Here is a 15,218-nt window from a genome sequence, read left to right on the forward strand (position 1 = left end):
GGCCGGGCTTTTTTTCGCCTGCGATTTGCCTCAGGCGCTTGCCGCAGCGGCGATGCTAGCCATCTGTGCGGCGCCGGCAACCTGGCCAATCACCAGGATGGCCGGGCTCTTCAGTGCAAAGGCTTTTGCAGCTTCATGCATGGCCGCCAGGGAGCTGCGGCATTCGCGTTGCTGGGGCAATGAAGCGTTTTCGATCATTGCCACCGGCATATCCGCAGCCATGCCGCCGTTGAGCAGCTGTTCGCGGATTTCTTCCAGCTTCGCCACGCCCATATATACCACCAGCGTGGTTCCACCCTCCGCCAGCGCACGCCAGTTCAAGCTACTGTCATCCTGGGTATGCGCGGTGACCAAGGTCACTCCACGGCTCACCCCGCGCAAGGTCAAAGGGATGTCACACTGGGTCGCCCCGGCCAGCCCTGAGGTGATGCCATTGACCAATTCCACATCGACTCCACGCTCGCGCAGCCAGGTTGCCTCCTCGCCACCGCGGCCAAAAATACACGGGTCACCGCCTTTAAGACGTACTACGCATTTGCCCTGGCGTGCATAACGCAACATCAGGCGGTGAATGAAATCCTGCGGTGTAGAGCGACATCCCCCGCGCTTGCCAACGGTAATCACCCGAGCGCTGGCGCAGTGTTCCAGTACTGCCGGGTTGACCAGATCATCAATCAGCACGACGTCCGCTGCCTGCAGAGCCCGGACCGCTTTCAGGGTCAGCAACTCCGGGTCACCCGGTCCTGCGCCTACCAGCCACACTTTTGCGCTCATGTTGTTCCCCTTACACACTGATGGCGATTGGCTGCGGGTTGCTGGCCAAAAGACGTTTGATTTCCGGCACGCAGGAGCCGCATTGGGTGCCGCAGCCCAGGGCCTGTTTGAGGCCATCCAGGTCCAGGCCGCTGCCGATACCGGCGCACACGGCGTTTTCGCTGACGTTCTTGCAGTTGCACACAATCTTGTTGCTGGCCGTTGCACCGCCCGGCGGCGCGCTCAAGGGCGCCAGCAACCAGCGCCGCAGTTGCTCGTCGGCCCGGCCTTCCAGCCACAGGCTTTGCAGCCAGTGACGGGCCAGGGTTTCGCCGGCCAGGCGCAGGGCGGTGATGCGACCTTTCTCGATTTTTACGCGCTTGCCGATTGAGCGGCGCGGGTCGTCATAGGCCATTACCGGGCCGTCGTTGAGGCCCAGCAGGTGGTCGATACGGGTCAAGAGTTGCAGGTCGGGCGCCTCGGTATGCGCGGCGCGCACCAGCAGCGCGGGGCGTTCACGGCCAGCCAGGCTCAGGCTGACGTAGGCAAAGGTTTCACACAGTGGGCGCAAGGCTTCGAAGTGTTGCTGTACATCGCCTTCGATCAGCGCAAACAGCTGCCACGGCAGTTGCACTGCTTCCAGGCGCACGCCGCTGTGCTTGAGCTCCGGCTGCTTGGACAATGGGTCGAACGCCGGTTGAGTGAGGGTATTGACGCCGCCCTTGAGAAAGCGGTCGCCCCAGTGCATGGGCAGAAACGCTTGGCCGGGACGCACACTGTCATCGCTGCCGACGGCGACGATCACGCTGCCGCGACGGCTTTTCAGGCTGACCAGGTCACCCTCTTTGAAGCGGTGGCGGCGTAGCTCATCCGGATGCAGGCTCAACAATGCTTCACTGACGTGCCCGAACAGCTGCGCTGCCGTGCCGGTGCGGCTCATCCCGTGCCATTGATCACGCAGGCGACCGGTGATCAGGGTCAGGGGGAATCGCGCATCGCGCTGTTCCTTGGCGGCGCGGTAAGGCTCGGCGACAAATCGCGCCCGGCCCGTGTCAGTAGGGAAAATGCCGTCGGTGTACAGGCGCGACGTACCCGCTTGCGCACCCTCGGGAAAGGGCCACTGCTGCGGGCCGAGCCGGTCGAGCAGGGAGTGGCTGATGCCGGACATATCCAGGTCACGGCCTTGGGTCAGTGGCTTGAATTCATCAAACAGCTGCGCCGCTTGCTCAAAGGCGAACAGGCTCGGCAACCCCGGACGCAGACGACGCTCCAGGCGCTGTGCGAAATCCACCGTGATCGCCCAATCCGCGCGTGCTTCACCCGGTGGGTTGATGGCGCGGCGCACGTGGGAAATACGCCGCTCGGAGTTGGTCACCGTGCCGTCTTTTTCACCCCAACTGGCGGCGGGCAGTAGCAGGTCGGCATAGGCGGCGGTTTCGGTGGTACGAAACGCTTCCTGTAACACCACGAACGGGCACGCGGCCAAGGCGGCACGCACCGCGTTCTGGTCGGGCAGCGATTGGGCTGGGTTGGTACAGGCGATCCACAACGCCTTGATCTTGCCAGCCTGCACCTGTTCAAACAGTTCGATGGCGGTAAGGCCCGTAGTCGCGGGCAGTTGTTCCACGCCCCAATAGGCCGCTACTTCAGCGCGGTGTTCAGGGTTGGCCGCTTCGCGGTGGCCCGGCAGCAAGTTGGACAGGCTGCCGGTTTCGCGCCCGCCCATGGCGTTCGGTTGGCCGGTCAGGGAAAACGGCCCGCAGCCCGGCCGGCCAATGGTCCCCGTGGCTAGATGCAGGTTGATCAACGCGCTGTTTTTGGCGCTGCCAGCGGTGGATTGGTTAAGCCCCATGCACCACAGCGACAAAAAGCTGCTGGAGGTGCCGACCCACTGTGCGCACAGGCGCAGCTGTTCGACGCTGATGCCGCACAGCTGCGTGACCATCTGCGGCGTGTAGTCATGCACCAGGCGCTTGAGTTCGGCCAGGCCTTCGGTATGGGCCTGGATAAACGCACGGTCGACCCAGTCTTCCCACAGCAGTAAATGCAAAATGCCGTGGAACAACGCCACATCCGTTCCCGGCAAGATGGCCAAGTGCAGGTCGGCCAAGTCGCAGGTGTCGGTACGCCGAGGGTCAATCACCAGCACTTTCATCTGCGGGCGTTGCGCCTTGGCTTGCTCCAGGCGTCGGAACAATACCGGGTGGGCGTAGGCCATATTGCTGCCGACGATCATCACGCAGTCGCTGTTTTCCAGGTCTTCATAGCTGCACGGCGGCGCATCGGCGCCCAGGCTGCGCTTGTAGCCGACCACCGCCGAAGACATGCACAGCCGAGAATTGCTGTCGATATTATTGGTGCCCACCAATGCGCGGGCCAGCTTGTTGAAGCTGTAGTAGTCCTCGGTCAGCAGTTGCCCGGAGATATAGAACGCCACACTGTCGGGCCCGTGTTCGGCAATAGTATCGGCGAACACGTTGGCCGCGTGGTCCAGGGCGGTGTCCCAGTCGGTGCGGGTGCGCGCCAGTTCTTTGCCCAAGCGCAATTGCGGGTAAAGAGCACGGGCGCTCAAGTCGCCGGTCAGGTGCAGGCTCGCGCCTTTGCTGCACAACTTGCCGAAGTTGGCCGGATGGCTGGGGTCGCCTTGCACCCCCAGGATCTGTTCGCCGTCATGCTCGATCAGCACGCCGCAGCCCACCCCGCAATAACAACAGGTGGACGCGGTGGTCTGGCGGTTCATCAACCCGCGTCCCGCAGGGCCAGCATCACCCGGCCGTTTTCGACCCGGGCTTGATGATGGTGGGCGCAGCCGATATCCGGGGCCTGGGCTTGGCCAGTCGCCAGGTCGATCTGCCAGTTGTGCAGCGGGCAGGCCACTCGCTTGCCGTAGATCAAGCCTTGGGACAGCGGCCCGCCTTTGTGTGGGCAGCGGTCGTCGAGGGCAAAGACTTCATCGTCACTGGTGCGAAAAATCGCAATGTCACCTTTCGGCCCGCTGATGATGCGCGAGCCCAGGGCGTTGATTTCATCGAGCGCGCAGATATCCAGCCAGTTCATAGCGAGACCTCCAGTTGTTTGACGGGGATCACGTCGAATTCCTTTTTCAGCAGCGGCTGTTCCAGGCGTTCCTTCCATGGGTCCTGCTCGAATGACAACGAGAACTGCAAACGCTCATTGAGGGCCTGGCGGCGGGCCGGGTCTTCCAGCACAGCCTTCTTGATATGCTCCATGCCCACCCGCTGCAGGTAGTGCACGGTGCGCTCCAGGTAGAAGGCTTCTTCGCGGTATAGCTGCAGGAATGCGCCGTTGTATTCGCGTACTTCCTCGGCGGTTTTCACCTTGACGAAGAACTCCGCGACTTCGGTCTTGATCCCGCCGTTGCCACCGATGTACATCTCCCAGCCCGAGTCGACACCGATAATGCCTACGTCCTTGATGCCCGCTTCCGAGCAGTTGCGTGGGCACCCGGAGACCGCCAACTTGACCTTGTGGGGCGACCACATATTGAACAGGTCATGCTCCAGCTCGATGCCCAGTTGTGTCGAGTTCTGCGTGCCAAACCGGCAGAACTCGCTGCCCACACAGGTTTTGACGGTGCGGATGGATTTGCCATAGGCATGCCCGGACGGCATATCCAGGTCCTTCCATACCCCTGGCAAGTCCTGCTTCTTGATACCGAGCAAGTCAATGCGCTGGCCGCCGGTGACCTTGACCATCGGCACGTTGTACTTGTCGGCCACATCGGCGATGCGGCGCAACTCCGAAGGATTGGTCACGCCGCCCCACATCCGTGGGACCACAGAGTAGGTGCCGTCTTTTTGAATATTGGCGTGGGCCCGTTCGTTGATCAGCCGCGATTGCGGGTCGTCCTTGGCTTCACCGGGCCAGGTGGAGATCAGGTAGTAGTTGAGGGCCGGGCGGCAGGTGGCGCAGCCATTGGGGGTGCGCCAGTTCAGGTAACGCATGGTGCTGTCGATGGTCAGCAGGTGCTGCTCGCGGATGGCTTGGCGGATCTGCCCGTGGTTGAGGTCGCTGCAGCCACAGATGGCTTTTTCACTTTTGGGTTTGACGTCGGCGGCGCCGCCCACGGTGTTGATCAGTATCTGCTCGACCAACCCGGCACAGGAGCCGCAGGAACTGGCGGCCTTGGTGTGTTTTTTCACCTCATCGACACTGAACAGCCCTTGTTCCTGGATCGCCTTGACGATGGTGCCCTTGCACACGCCGTTGCAGCCGCAGACTTCGGCGCTGTCGGCCATGCTCATGGCTTTGTCCTGGCCTTGGTGGCCGACATCGCCGAGTGCATTTTCACCGAACATCAGGTGATCGCGGATTTCACCGATGGCGTGGTTCTCACGGATCTGGCGGAAATACCAGCCGCCATCGGCGGTATCGCCGTACAGGCAGGCGCCGACCAGGATGTCGTCCTTGATCACCAGCTTCTTGTACACGCCGCCAATCGGGTCGGAGAGCGTGATGGTTTCGGTGCCTTCGCCGCCCATGAAGTCGCCGGCGGAGAACAGGTCGATGCCGGTGACTTTCAGCTTGGTCGAGGTCACTGAGCCTTTGTAAGTGGCAAAGCCCAATTGGGCCAGGTGGTTGGCGCAGACCTTGGCCTGTTCGAACAAGGGTGCCACCAGGCCATAGGCGATGCCGCGATGGCTGGCGCATTCACCGATCGCATAGATACGCGGGTCGTAGGTTTGCATTGTGTCGTTGACCAGGATCCCACGGTTGCAGGGGATGCCGGACTTTTCCGCGAGTTCGGTATTGGGGCGGATGCCGGCAGCCATCACCACCAGGTCGGCGGGGATGATGTCGCCATTCTTGAGCTGCACCGAGCCGACGCGGCCATTGCCGGCATCGTGCAGGGCCTGGGTTTGCTCGCACAGGCGGAACACCAGGCCGCGGCTCTCCAGTTCGGTTTGCAATAGCTGGCCGCTGGTCTTGTCCAGTTGCCGCTCCAGCAGCCATTCACCGATGTGCACCACCGTCACGTGCATGCCGCGCAGCATCAGGCCGTTGGCCGCTTCCAGGCCGAGCAGGCCGCCGCCGATCACCACCGCATGCTTGTGTGTCTTGGCGGTGTCGATCATCGCCTGGGTGTCGGCAATGTCGCGGTAACCAATCACGCCCTGCAAGCTGTTGCCGGGAATCGGCAGGATAAACGGCGTGGACCCGGTGGCGATCAGCAAGCGGTCATATTCGGCTTCGGTGCCGTCTTCGGCGATGACTTTGCGCTTGACCCGGTCGATCTGCACCACCTTGCGGTTGAGCAGCAACTTGACGTTGTTGTCCAGGTACCAATCCAGGTCGTTGAGCACGATCTCTTCGAAGGTTTGCTCACCGGCCAGTACTGGCGACAGCAGGATGCGGTTGTAGTTGGTGTGAGGCTCGGCGCCGAACACGGTGATGTCGTACAGCTCGTTGCTCAGCTTGAGCAGTTCTTCAAGGGTGCGAACCCCGGCCATGCCGTTGCCGATCATCACCAGTTTGAGTTTTTTCATGTCGTTCTCCGCAATGGCTCGACAAATCGTGCGCAAACAAAAAAGGCATCCCCGCTAGTCAGCTAGCGAGGACGCCTTTGTCCTGGTCCCGTTCTATCGGGAAGCTCGGCCCTTCGTCGTTGAAGGAGCGGCTATATGTGGGGTGTTGAGAACGTTAATGCAGCAGCTGTGCCAAGTCCCTATAGCCCAGGTTTACTGGGCGTTTACACGGAGCGTCGGCGCATTCTGCCCGTTAGTGGTGCATCAACCAGTACAGCAGCACCAGATTGAGCAAAAGCGAGGCCATCGCCAGGGTCTGCCAGACTTTCAAGGGTTCGCGTTCGAGCAAGGGGCGTGGGCGTACGCTCAATTCGCGGCGATCGGCCTGCTCCAGCACCAACAGCCATTCTTCGGCGGTTTCATAACGTTGGGCCGGGACAGCGGTCACCGCTCGTTCCAGGCTATGGGGCAACCACTCTGGCAAGTCAGGGCGATAACGGCTGGCGCTGACGGGTTGGGAAAACCTGGGCCGTTGGAAGGCCTCGATTTCACCGTAGGGGTAATGCCCGGTCAGCAGGTAATACAAGGTCACGCCGACGCTGTACAAATCCTGCTGTGCCGTAGGCTGCTCGCCAGCGAACGCCTCGGGCGCGATGAAACTCGGGGTGCCGGGCAGCAGGTGGGCACGGTCCTCGGAGAGCCCGGGGCAATAGGCCAGGCCGAAGTCCAGCACCCGCAGTTCGCCATCTTCTCCCAGCAGCAGGTTTTCTGGCTTGATGTCGCGGTGCAGGATCTGCCGGCGATGCAACAGGCCCACGGCGCGCAGCAAGCGTTCGGCAATCGACTGCCATTGTGCCAACGGCAGCGGGCCCTGTTGTTGGAACAGTTGGGCCAGAGTTTGCCCGGCGTATTCGCGCATCACGTAGTACAAATGCTGACGGCCACTGGCGGCATGCACTTCGGGAAAGGCCCGGCCGGCGACCCGGCGCAGAAACCATTCCTCCGATAACAAAGCCTGGGCGGCGTCGGTATCGTCGCAACGCAACGGCAAGGTCTTGAGCAGCCAGGGTTGCCCCTGGGCGTCGTGCACTCGGTACAGCAACGACTGCCGACTCTGCGCCAGCACGCTTTGCACCTGCCAGCCTTCAAAGGTTTGCCCGACTTTCAGCAGTGGCGGCAGTGGCCATTGCTGCAACTGCACCAAGGCGTCGCCGAGGGTGGCCGCGCCGAGTTGATCGATGCGCACCAGCAAGGCGCTGGCGTTGTCTTGGCTACCCGCCAGGTGGGCGGCGTTGACTAGGGTGTTGACGGCCAGCTCGAGGTCGCTTTGTTCGCGCAGGATCGCGCCGATGCTGTGATCGCCCAGCGTGGCCCACACCCCATCGCTGAGCAGCAGGAAACACTCGCCCTCGCGCAACGGGCCATCGAGGAAATCCAGCACCAGATGCTGATCCAGGCCGAGGGCGCGCTTGAGCACATGTTGCATGCCCGGCTGTTCCCACACATGGTCTTCGCTGATGCGTTGCAACTCTCCGTCAAGCCAACGATACGCCCGGCAATCACCGACATGGGCCAGGGTGAAACGCTGGCCGCGAAACACCAGGGCGCTCAGGGTGGTGAGCAACGGTTGGCCGCCGCCGTTGGCTTGCAACCAGCGATTCTGCGCCAGTAACAAGCGCTCCAGCGCCTGGGCCACGCCCCAGGTCTGTGGCGTAGCGTAGTAGTCCAGGGCCAGGGCCTGCAGGGTCGAGCGTGCGGCCAGGCCACCGTCGGCGCACTGGCTGACGCCGTCGGCCAGTGCGCACAGGTAGCCTTTGCTCGCGGCCAGTTCCGCCATGGGCGTGACCACCCGCAGCGCGTCCTGGTTCTCGCTGCGCGGGCCGATGGCACTGGCCTGGGCGACGCTCAGTTGCAGGCTCATCAGACGCGGGCGGCGGTCACGGCGGCCGAACCCCAGGTGGTTCTCCAGCGCCGTTTCACCCCATGCAGGCCGAACCAGGCCAACACACCGAGGCTGGCGAACAACCACAGGGCCAGTTGATAGCTGCCAGTACTCTGCTTGATGGCGCCCATGCCCGCCGCAAGGGCGAAGCCACCGATGCCACCGGCCATGCCGATCAGGCCGGTCATGACGCCGATCTCACTGCGAAAACGCTGCGGCACCAGTTGGAATACTGCGCCATTGCCGGCGCCCAGGCCGAGCATGGTGCAGACAAAAAGCGCCAAGGCTGCGTAGGAGCTGGGCAAGTTGAACCCCACTGCCGCAATGCAGATCACCGCCACGCTGTACATGCCAAGCAGGGTCTTGATCCCGCCGAACCGGTCTGCCAGAGCGCCACCCAATGGGCGCATCAGGCTGCCACCGAACACACAGGCGGCGGTGTAATAGCCGGCGGTCACCGGGCTCAGGCCGTACTGGTCGTTGAAGTAGCCGGGCAGGGCGCTGGCCAGGCCGATAAACCCGCCGAAGGTCACGCTGTAGAAAAACATGAACCACCAGCTGTCGCGGTCGCCCAGGGCCTTGAAGTAGTCGGCCATGGATTTGGCTTTCGGCCGTTCAGGCGCATTGCGCGCAAGCCAGGCGAATACGATCAGGGTCAGCACCAGTGGGATCAGCGCAAAGCCGAATACATTGCTCCAACCAAAGGCGGCCGCCAGCACGGGCGCCAGCAACGCCGCAAACACGGTGCCGGAGTTACCGGCGCCGGCGATGCCCATAGCCTTGCCCTGGTGCTCCGCGGGGTACCACTGTGACGCCAAAGGCAGGGCGACCGCGAAGGACGCACCGGCCATGCCCAGGAACATGCCCAGCAGCAGCGCTTGTTCGTAGCTGTGGATCCCCAGTTTCCAGGCGCAGAACAGCGCCACGATCACAATCACTTGGCCAATCAGCCCGGCGGTCTTGGGCGACAGCTTGTCGGCCAGCATCCCCATCAAGAAGCGCAGTACCGCGCCCGCCAGGATTGGGGTGGCCACCACCAGGCCGCGCTGTTGGGTGGTCAGGTGCAAGTCAGCGGCAATCTGCACCGCCAGGGGGCCCAGCAGGTACCAGACCATGAAGCTCAGGTCGAAATACAGGAACGCGGCAAACAGGGTCGGGGTGTGCCCGGATTTCCAGAAGCTTGATTTCATCACGCACCTCAACGGTTGGGGGTCTAGAAACGAAAAAACGCCGCCACCGGGTTCGCGAGGGCAAACCGGGTGGGCGACGTCTTTGTCGTGAGGGGGCAACCGCCGTTGGCTACCTGTGATAATTCTTTAGCAAGAGCTGAGCCAGATCAGCCGAGCAACTCGCTCATGGCAATAATCTGCTCCGCCACCTGGATCAGTTTCTGTTGACGGCTCATGGCCTGGCGGCGCATCAGGGTGTAGGCCTCTTCCTCGTTGCAGCTCTTCATCTTCATCAGCAGGCCCTTGGCCAACTCGATGCGCTTGCGTTCGGCCAGTTGCTGGTCGCGGGCATGAAGCTGGGCGCGCAGGGCCTGGTCACTCTCGAAGCGCGCCATGGCCACATCGAGGATCGGTTGCAGGCGCTGGGCCTGGATACCTTCGACGATATAGGCACTGACGCCAGACTTGATGGCCTGGCGCATTACATTCGGGTCGTGCTCGTCGGTGAACATCACGATGGGCCGTGGCTGATCGCGGCTGACCAGCACCACTTGCTCCATCACATCGCGCCCGGGTGACTCGGTATCGATCAGGATCACATCAGGACGCACTGTTTCGACGCGTGCGGGCAGGTCGATGGTCAAGCCGGACTCATCGATCACCTCGAAGCCGGCCTCGGTCAATGCGGCCTTGAGGCGCCCGACCTTGCGCGGGGTGTCGTTGATCAACAGGATTCGCAGCATCGTCGGGCTCCTGTCAGCGCAGCGCTTGGCGATTGGCATCATCGGCCAGGGCATGCAGGTGGAAGCTGCGGGCGTAGCCAGCGGGGTCGCTGCCGTCCCAGGTCTTGCCGTCGAGCAACTGGCTGCGGCGCATGTCCGAGTTGCCTGCGTTAATGCCCAGCGCCTCGGCAGCCTGGCGATACAGTGCCAATTGCTGAACTTGCCGGGCAACGCCCAGGTAGTCAGGGTCTTCCCGCAGCAAGCCCCAGCGCCGGAACTGGGTCATGAACCACATGCCATCGCTGAGGTAAGGCAGGTTCACCTCGCCGTCGGCGAAAAAGCGCAGTGCATGGGGATCCTGCCAGTGGTTGCCCAGGCCATCGTCATAGTGCCCCAGCAGGCGCGGTTCGATGCAGCCCACAGGTGCGTCGAGGTATTCACTGGCACTGAGCAACTGGGCGGTAGAGCGGCGGTTTTCACGGCTCTGTTCGATAAACCGGCTGGCCTCGAGAATCGCCATGACCAGCACGCGTGCGGTATTGGGGTACGCGTCAGCGAAGGCTTGGGTGCAGCCCAGGACTTTTTCCGGGTGGTCCGGCCAGATTGCCTGGCTGGTCGCCAGGGTAAAGCCCTGGTTCTGTTGCACTGCGCTGGCGCACCAGGGTTCACCTACGCAAAGTCCGTCGATGCGTCCGGCTTGCAGGTGCGCCACCATTTGCGGCGGCGGCACCACCACACTGTTCACATCCTGCAATGGATGAATGCCTTGGCTCGCCAGCCAGTAATACAACCACATGGCGTGGGTGCCGGTGGGAAACGTCTGAGCGAAGGTCAGTTTTGTCCGGCTTTGGTGCGCATGGCCTTTCAACGCCTCAGGAGTGATCACCCCTTGCTGTTGCAGGCCGTGGGACAGGTTGATGCCCTGGCCATTCTGGTTCAGCCCCATCAGCACTGCCATGGGGCTGGCGGCGACGCCGCCGATGCCCAGGTGTACGGCATAGATCAGCCCGTAGAGACTGTGGGCGGCGTCCAGTTCACCGCTGACCAGCTTATCGCGCAGGTTGGCCCAGGACGCCTGGCGCTTGAGGTTGAGTGTGAGGCCGTAAGGTTGGGCGAAGCCCTGGGTGGCGGCGACCACCAACGAGGCGCAATCGGTCAGGGCCATGAACCCAAGGTCCAGGCTGCTCTTTTCCGGGGCATCGCTGCCGTGTACCCAAGCCAGCGGATCGTTCATCAATACCTGCCTTTTCTGAAAAAAAAGCGCCGTTTCCCAGGCTGGCGTTACAGGCCATTGCAGGGAAACGACGCCTTTGTCCGTAGGCCCGTGCCGCCGTTGGTGCGAGCCTGATACAGAGTGCATAGCAAGGCACATGCCATGGGTGGGCCGGTGCAACTGGCCGTCAACTTTCCATCATGATTGAACCTCGTGCGCCTCGCAGTATGGCCGCTTCCTCAGGCCAGACCGCCAGGCATTCCCACGGTGCACGCTGATTTCCTCGCAACCCTCAATTGCCGCTGGCTGTACAGCGTGCTGCTGTGCGCCGCGCTGTTGCTGGGCAGTCGCACCGCCTGTGGCGAGGTGTACCAGGCACAGGATGAGGGGCTGCCGGCTTTCTTTGCTGCGTTGTCTGTGTCATTGGGCATGCCCGTGGTGACCAGCCGTGCCGTGGCTAGTAGGCAGGTGAGCGGAGCGTTCGATTTTGCGGCGCCGCAACAGGTCATTGAAACGCTCGCCGCGCGCGAAGGCTTGATCTGGCACAGCGATGGCCAAGTGTTGCACGTCTACGCTGCCGACGAAGCGAGAAGCTCGGCGGTGGCGCTGCAACATATTAGTGTCGACAGGCTGCGTGGCATCATGCGACGTGCAGGGCTGGATGAGCCGCGTTATCCGCTGCGCGCAAACGGGGCGCGCATGTTCTACGTGTCCGGGCCTCCCAGCTATGTCGATCATATATTGCGGCTGACGCAACTGATGGATCTGCCCCCTCGCAAGGCGCCAGAGCGCCCGCCTGCATTTGGCGTGGTGCAAGTGATCAATTTCCCGGTGGAAGATCACCCGCACGGCGTGGGTACCAACAGGGGCCGGGTACCAGGCATGCTCTCGATGATCCATGCCCGGCTATCCCAGGCGCAGAGGGTCCGGTTGGCCGACGGCCGCCTTGCGTTGCTGGCCTATCCGGATACCAACAGTGTGTTGATCAAGGGCTCGCCTGCCCAGGTGAAAGTTATCGAGAAACTGCTGGCCGAGCTGGATGTGGCCCAGGTGCTGAGTGAAACCTTGCCAGGGCAGGCGCATGCCGGTGGTGGCGACCCGCAGGTCGGGCCACCTCAGTTGACCGCCGCGCAATATGAGCGTGTGCAACGTGCGTTCCTACGGACGGAGCGCGAGTTTTCCCCCTGAAAAGGCATTTGTCCATGCACCTGGAAATACTGCTGCAGGAGCGATTGATCAGCCGCAAGCGTTTGGCCGCGTTCGCGCCGGGAAAGGTGCTGCCCTTGGACCCAGGCGTCACACGATGTGTGGAGGTGCGGGTCAATGGACAACTGATGGCGTTAGGTGAGTTGGTGCAGTTGGAGGACCGGCTAGGGGTTGAGTTGCAGGAGACTTTCCAGGAGTGGCTGTCGCGATAAGGGGTGCAAGCGATTTGTCTGACCGGCAGCGGCCCAAAAAAAACCATTGAATGGGTTTTTTCCTAACGCGAGTCTGCGGGGCGGTTTTTATAGTCGTGCCAATGGCAGGTGAGCCGGTTCACACAGTAAGGATTTGAATGTCAGTAGTCGATACAGAGGTGCGTATGGCCGTCGTGACGCAAGAAGCGGCGGCATCCCTGGTCTTCGCTCGCTGGACCTTGCACGGCGATGGTCGTTTGATAGGCGCGGATGCGGATATACAGCTGCCTCCCAAGGAGGGGCAGGTGCTGAGGTTGCTGCTGGCCTCCGGTGGCGCACTGATGACCAAGGACCGCTTGCTGGAACTGGCCTGGCCTCGGGGCGAGGTAGCCGATGAGTCACTTACGCGTTGTATTTATTCCCTGCGCAAGCACTTGAGGGCCGACAAAGGCTTTATCAAGACTATTTATGGCAAGGGCTATCGCTTTACATGCCCGGTACGGGTGGGTGATCAACCGAGGGCTGTCCTGCACCTGTGCGCCGTCTGTGGTCAGGCCAGTAATGTTAAAAGTTAGGGTCGGGGGCAGAGGCCTGTTGTTCAGTGTGCTGATGGGCTGTAACCCGGCATGGGCCTATTGCTGGGAAGAGGCGGCCAGCCGCTACGATCTCGAGCCAGAGTTACTGCAGGCTATCGCCTCAGTCGAGTCGGGTTCCCGTGCGCAAGCGATGAACTACAGCAACCGAAACGGCACACGGGATATTGGCTTGATGCAGATAAACAGCATTCACCTGCCTCGTTTGCTCAAGCAGGGTATTACCGAAGAGCGGTTGTTGAACGAACCTTGCCTGTCGGTGGAAGTAGGCGCCTCGATTCTTGCCGATTTTATACAGCGTTTTGGCTACAACTGGACGGCAGTGGGCGCTTACAACGTTGGGCCCGGCCCCGGCCCTCAGCGTGAGGCATTACGCCTGCGCTACGCCGAGAGGATCTGGGTGCGCTATGAGGCCTTGATGGCGCAGCGTCAATGAGATCGAGTGTCATGCCTCGCATGCAACCCACCGCCGCGGCTATAATCACCGCCACCTTTTACCGCCATCCGAGTCTAGCCCGCCCATGTATAACCTGGCCCGCCAGCTGTTGTTCAAACTCTCCCCGGAAACCTCCCACGATCTGTCCCTGGACCTGATCGGTGCTGGTGGCCGCCTGGGGCTCAATGGCCTGGTATGCAAGGCACCGGCGAAAATGCCGGTGTCGGTGATGGGGCTCGACTTCCCCAACCCGGTCGGGCTGGCAGCCGGCCTGGACAAGAACGGCGCCGCCATCGACGGGTTTGCGCAGTTGGGTTTCGGCTTTGTCGAAATCGGCACCGTGACCCCACGGCCGCAACCGGGCAACCCCAAGCCCCGCATTTTCCGCCTGCCGGAAGCGGAGGCGATCATTAATCGCATGGGCTTCAATAACCTCGGCGTCGACCATCTGCTGTCGCGGGTTCAGGCGGCGAAATACACCGGCATCCTGGGTATCAACATCGGCAAGAACTTTGACACCCCTGTGGAACGTGCGGTGGATGACTACCTGATATGCCTGGACAAGGTCTACGCCCACGCCAGCTATGTCACCGTCAACGTCAGCTCGCCCAACACTCCGGGCCTGCGCAGCCTGCAATTTGGCGATTCCCTCAAGCAACTGCTCGAAGCCTTGCGTCAGCGCCAGGAAGACCTGGCCGTGCGTCATGGCAAGCGTGTGCCGCTGGCCATCAAGATCGCGCCGGACATGAGCGATGAAGAAACCGTCCTGGTGGCCCAGGCCCTGGTGGATTCAGGGATGGACGCGGTGATTGCAACCAATACCACCCTCAGCCGCATGGGTGTCGAGGGCCTGGCCCATGGTGACGAGGCGGGCGGCCTGTCGGGCGCGCCAGTGCGTGACAAGAGCACCCATATCGTCAAGGTGCTGGCGGCCGAGTTGGCCGGGCGTTTGCCGATCATCGCGGTGGGCGGTATCACCGAAGGCAAACACGCGGCTGAGAAGATCGCGGCCGGCGCCAGCCTGGTGCAGTTGTACTCCGGCTTCATCTACAAAGGCCCGGCATTGATTCGCCAGTCGGTGGATGCCATCGCTGCCTTGCGCTGACAATCTGCTGGGCAATAAAAAGGGCTCCATAAAGGAGCCCCTGGGCCGAAGCCCGCCGCCCGGATGGGGCGCGCGTGGTTAAGTCGTTACTCGTTCAGAGATGTGTGTCGGAATAAAGTGCCCCTGATTAGCCGACGGCGTGAAGTTCGTTGAGTCTGTGGATGCCCGCAGTGCCAGTCATACCGTCCCAGTTGTCGCCGCGTCCTTCTCGCCAGCCGTTGATCCAGGCTTGGCGTACCGACGGTAGAGTAAATGGGCAAAGCTCACGGGATTTTCCATGAACGCCATATTGATATCCGCGTAAAAATGCTCTTTCCAACGGATCACGCTTAAGTCTTCTCATAGGGTGTTTCCCTCACTTGTTGACTGTCTAGATATCCTTCGGCCTTGTCCAAGGCCGGG

Annotated in this window: 14 protein-coding genes; 5 read left to right on the forward strand and 9 right to left on the reverse strand. The window is 62.0% G+C overall.

All coding sequences use genetic code 11. The features are described 5' to 3' along the window. Window positions 1–30 precede the first annotated feature (30 nt). The 8 genes from cobA to OC445_RS13000 form a co-directional block, all read right to left on the reverse strand. Window positions 31–774, reverse strand: a complete 744-nt coding sequence (gene cobA, locus OC445_RS12965) for a uroporphyrinogen-III C-methyltransferase (protein WP_054897190.1) — start codon at window positions 772–774, stop codon at window positions 31–33. A 10-nt stretch (window positions 775–784) separates the two neighbouring features. Then, window positions 785–3,493: a nitrate reductase gene (locus OC445_RS12970; RefSeq protein WP_198791437.1), complete on the reverse strand. Its 2,709-nt coding sequence runs from the start codon at window positions 3,491–3,493 to the stop codon at window positions 785–787. Further along, window positions 3,493–3,810, reverse strand: a complete 318-nt coding sequence (gene nirD, locus OC445_RS12975; RefSeq protein ID WP_014719483.1) for a nitrite reductase small subunit NirD — start codon at window positions 3,808–3,810, stop codon at window positions 3,493–3,495. The genes OC445_RS12970 and nirD overlap by 1 nt, the downstream gene beginning before the upstream one ends. Next, window positions 3,807–6,260 (reverse strand): nitrite reductase large subunit NirB, encoded by a 2,454-nt coding sequence (gene nirB / locus OC445_RS12980; protein WP_198791438.1) that lies wholly within the window; start codon window positions 6,258–6,260, stop codon window positions 3,807–3,809. Before nirB ends, nirD begins: the two co-directional genes overlap by 4 nt. 232 nt (window positions 6,261–6,492) lie before the next feature. Next, on the reverse strand, window positions 6,493–8,160 hold the full coding sequence (locus tag OC445_RS12985) for a bifunctional protein-serine/threonine kinase/phosphatase (protein ID WP_198791439.1): 1,668 nt from the start codon (window positions 8,158–8,160) through the stop codon (window positions 6,493–6,495). Continuing rightward, window positions 8,160–9,371: a nitrate/nitrite transporter gene (locus tag OC445_RS12990; protein WP_032903097.1), complete on the reverse strand. Its 1,212-nt coding sequence runs from the start codon at window positions 9,369–9,371 to the stop codon at window positions 8,160–8,162. Before OC445_RS12990 ends, OC445_RS12985 begins: the two co-directional genes overlap by 1 nt. Before the next feature lie 146 nt (window positions 9,372–9,517). Then, window positions 9,518–10,093, reverse strand: coding sequence for an ANTAR domain-containing response regulator (locus OC445_RS12995; RefSeq protein WP_003193274.1), 576 nt, complete (start codon window positions 10,091–10,093; stop codon window positions 9,518–9,520). A 13-nt stretch (window positions 10,094–10,106) separates the two neighbouring features. Continuing rightward, window positions 10,107–11,306, reverse strand: a complete 1,200-nt coding sequence (locus OC445_RS13000; protein WP_198791440.1) for a CmpA/NrtA family ABC transporter substrate-binding protein — start codon at window positions 11,304–11,306, stop codon at window positions 10,107–10,109. 246 nt (window positions 11,307–11,552) lie between these two features. On the opposite strand from OC445_RS13000, the gene OC445_RS13005 reads away from it, so the two are divergent. From OC445_RS13005 to OC445_RS13025, 5 genes are all read left to right on the forward strand, one after another. Next, window positions 11,553–12,473, forward strand: a complete 921-nt coding sequence (locus tag OC445_RS13005; RefSeq protein ID WP_262020174.1) for a secretin N-terminal domain-containing protein — start codon at window positions 11,553–11,555, stop codon at window positions 12,471–12,473. Between the two features lie 14 nt (window positions 12,474–12,487). After that, window positions 12,488–12,703, forward strand: a complete 216-nt coding sequence (locus tag OC445_RS13010; protein ID WP_054897186.1) for a FliM/FliN family flagellar motor switch protein — start codon at window positions 12,488–12,490, stop codon at window positions 12,701–12,703. A gap of 164 nt (window positions 12,704–12,867) precedes the next feature. Continuing rightward, window positions 12,868–13,257, forward strand: a complete 390-nt coding sequence (locus tag OC445_RS13015) for a winged helix-turn-helix domain-containing protein (protein WP_054897216.1) — start codon at window positions 12,868–12,870, stop codon at window positions 13,255–13,257. Next, window positions 13,244–13,711, forward strand: a complete 468-nt coding sequence (locus OC445_RS13020) for a transglycosylase SLT domain-containing protein (RefSeq protein ID WP_054897185.1) — start codon at window positions 13,244–13,246, stop codon at window positions 13,709–13,711. The genes OC445_RS13015 and OC445_RS13020 overlap by 14 nt, the downstream gene beginning before the upstream one ends. An 85-nt stretch (window positions 13,712–13,796) precedes the next feature. Next, a complete protein-coding gene (locus OC445_RS13025) occupies window positions 13,797–14,816 on the forward strand; it encodes a quinone-dependent dihydroorotate dehydrogenase (protein ID WP_034128370.1) in 1,020 nt (339 codons plus the stop codon). Between the two features lie 127 nt (window positions 14,817–14,943). Here OC445_RS13025 and rmf read toward each other — a convergent pair whose 3' ends face one another. Beyond that, on the reverse strand, window positions 14,944–15,159 hold the full coding sequence (gene rmf, locus OC445_RS13030) for a ribosome modulation factor (RefSeq protein ID WP_002553055.1): 216 nt from the start codon (window positions 15,157–15,159) through the stop codon (window positions 14,944–14,946). Window positions 15,160–15,218: the final 59 nt, after the last annotated feature.

Origin of the sequence: Pseudomonas sp. Pse35 (genome assembly GCF_024519715.1) — a bacterium.
Classification (GTDB): domain Bacteria; phylum Pseudomonadota; class Gammaproteobacteria; order Pseudomonadales; family Pseudomonadaceae; genus Aquipseudomonas; species Aquipseudomonas paracarnis.